Genomic DNA, 2,821 nt, shown 5'->3' with positions numbered 1-2,821 from the left:
GACGCACCGGGCGAGGTCCGGGTCGCCGAGGCCACCGACGTCGCGGCCCTGTCCGCCGCGTTCGACGGCGTCGACGCCGTGGCGAGCTGCCTGGGCCCGGTTCCCGGCGAGTCGCCGCACGTGCTGCGGGACGGGATCTCGGCCGTCCTCGCGGCCATGGAGCAGGCCGGCGTGCGCCGCCTGGTCGCCATCAGCGCGAGCGGCTGGCTGGTCGACGGCGACGACCCGCTCTCCCGCTACGTCGCCAAGCCGATCCTCAAGCGGGTGCTGGCCGTGGCGAACGCCGACCTGGAGGCCATGGAGCAGGTGATCCGCGCGAGTCACCTCGACTGGACGATCATGCGCCCGCCGCGTCTCCAGGACCGCCCGGGCACCGGTCGCTACAAGGCCCGGCGCGACGGCAACGTGCGCTGGGCCTGGACGATCGCCCGCCCCGACCTCGCCCTGGCGATGCGCGACGCGCTGACCGACCGCACCGCCGTCGGGCAGGCCATCTCCGTGGCCGCCTGACCCGGCGCCCCGCACGCCGTCGATAATCTCTCGCCGCCCGGCGGCGTGCGGGGCACCCTGGTCGTATGACCTCCCCGACCGGCATCGCGCCCGAGCCGACGACCTGGCGCATCCTCGACGTGGCCCCCGCGCCGTCGGCCGACCACCCGGACGCCTGGGCCTACCACGGCATCGCCGCCGTGGACCGCGCCGTCGAGACAGCGAACCTGGGCTACGACGACCTCGCTCACACCGAGCAGCAGCTCGTCAGCAGCATGCTGCACCAGGAGTACGCCGAGAAGCGGCGGTTCGTCGCGGTCCTCGACCGGGCGGACGGCGCCGCGCCCACCGCCGACGACGTCGTCGGCTTCGGGCTGCTGGCGATGAACCGCGACCAGAACACCCACACCGCCGACGTCTACGTAGGCGTGCACCCCGACCACCGCCGGCGCGGCATCGGCAGTGCCCTCGCCGATCAGGCGGAAAGGGTGGCGGCGGAGGCGGGCCGGACCACGTTCTTCGGCTGGTCGCTGTCGGCCCGCGAGGCGCCCGAGGACGAGGAGGCCCTGGTGCCGGCCACCGGCGCCGGACGGCTGCCCGCCGACGCCGCCGGCGTGCGGTTCGCGCTGGGCCGCGGGTACACGCTGGAGCAGGTGGAGCGAATGTCGCGGCTCGACCTGCCCGCGGACCCGGAAGCGCTGGCCGCCTTCGAGACCGAGGCACGGGAGAAGGCCGGCCCCGACTACGTCACGCACACGTGGGAAGGCATCCCCGAGGAGTGGCACGAGGGGTACGCCCAGCTCATGACGCGGATGTCGACGGACGTGCCGCAGGGCGACCTCGACTTCGGCGAGGAGACCTGGGACGCCGCGCGCGTGCGGGTCTACCTCCAGGATCGTGCCGACAGCGGCCAGCGCCTGCTGACCACCCTGGTGGAGCACGTCCCGTCCGGCGAGATCGTGGCCGGAACCTCGTTCCTGCTGCAGGACGGCAAGCCGGCGTACGTCTTCCAGGAGGAGACGATCGCGCTCAAGGCGCACCGCGGGCACCGGCTCGGGATGCTCGTCAAGGCCGTGAACCTCCGTGAGCTCGCCGCCCGCTACCCGCGGACGGAACGGGTCCACACGTTCAACGCCGAGGAGAACGCGCACATGCTGGGCATCAACGTGGCCCTGGGCTTCCGCCCGTCGGGAGCGGAGGCCGCCCTGCAGAAGATCACCCGCGACGCCGGCTGAAGCGAGCGCCCAGGCGAGCGTTGGCGATCCTGAGCAGGCTGCCGACGCGTCGGTGCGTGATGCCCGAGCCAGGCTGGTACGGGAGGCGCTCCAGAGGCATCGCCATGGTCATGATCATGACGTCGTCGGACAGGCCGGCCGCCCGCAGCAGGGCCGTCACCGCGGGACCGATCACCGGGTGCGCCATCGCCTCGCCCACCGACGACTCCGGGGTGAGCGGCGCTGTGCCGGGATCGCCCGCCACCTCCACCTCGGCGGCGACGCGCAGGTCGCGGCTGGAGGCGCCCACCTCGACGCGGTAGGTGCCGCCCTCGACGCGCCACCGGTCGGCGCGGACGTCCCAGTACGCGAGGTCCGCCCGGTCCACGGCCAGCTCCACCTCCCGTGACTCCCCCGGCTCCAGGTCGACGACGGCGAACGCCGCGAGCGCGCGCGGCGCCCGCGGGACGGCGGAGCCCGGCAGGGCCACGTAGCACTGCACGACCTCGCGCCCGACGACGCCGCCCGTGTTGGTGACGGTCACGCGCACGGCCAACCCGCCGGCCGAGCCCGCACCGCCGGTAGAGCCTGTCGAGACCGCCAGCCCCGAGTACCCGAACGTCGTGTACGAGAGCCCGTGGCCGAACGGGTACTGCACCGCCAGGTCCCGCGCGTCGTACCAGCGGTAGCCCACGAAGATGCCCTCGCCATAGGTCACACGCAGCCCGGTGCCCGGAAAGGTCGTCCACGCGGGGGTGTCCTCGATGCGCAGCGGGACGGTCTCGGCCAGCCGCCCGGACGGGTTCACCCGCCCGAACAGGACGTCGGCGAGCGCCCCGCCGCCTGCCTGGCCCAGCAGCCAGCCCTCGACGATCGCGGGCACCCGGTCGGCGAACCCGGACAGCCGCACCACCGACCCGTTGGAGAGCACCACGACCACGCGGGGGTTGACCGCGAGCACCCGGTCCAGCAGGTCGAGCTGGTCCGCCGGGAGCTCGATGTGCGTGCGGTCGCGACCCTCGGCCTCGGCCGACTGCGGCAGCCCCGCGAAGAACAGGACGACGCCCGCGTCCAGGGCCGCGGCGACGGCCTCGTCGGCCAGCGCGGCGGTGGCACGC

3 protein-coding genes are annotated in these 2,821 nt (G+C 74.3%); 2 read left to right on the top strand and 1 reads right to left on the bottom strand.

Features of this window, described 5'->3' with window-relative positions; genetic code table 11:
* Both PROKR_RS06415 and PROKR_RS06410 read left to right on the top strand, forming a co-directional pair.
* Positions 1-510: NAD(P)-dependent oxidoreductase (locus tag PROKR_RS06415; protein ID WP_051432742.1), on the top strand; the 510-nt coding region annotated here is incomplete at its 5' end.
* A 65-nt stretch (positions 511-575) separates the two neighbouring features.
* Positions 576-1,724, top strand: coding sequence for a GNAT family N-acetyltransferase (locus tag PROKR_RS06410; protein WP_036960886.1), 1,149 nt, complete (start codon positions 576-578; stop codon positions 1,722-1,724).
* Here PROKR_RS06410 and PROKR_RS06405 read toward each other — a convergent pair.
* Positions 1,705-2,821 (bottom strand): glycoside hydrolase family 3 C-terminal domain-containing protein (locus PROKR_RS06405; RefSeq protein ID WP_211240047.1); only part of this gene is annotated, 1,117 nt, incomplete at its 5' end. The genes PROKR_RS06410 and PROKR_RS06405 overlap by 20 nt on opposite strands.

The sequence above is a fragment of the Promicromonospora kroppenstedtii DSM 19349 genome (assembly GCF_000515355.1).
GTDB classification, from domain to species: domain Bacteria; phylum Actinomycetota; class Actinomycetes; order Actinomycetales; family Cellulomonadaceae; genus Promicromonospora; species Promicromonospora kroppenstedtii.
Note: the sequence above shows the minus strand (reverse complement) of the source record. Positions and strands in the feature narration are given on the sequence as shown.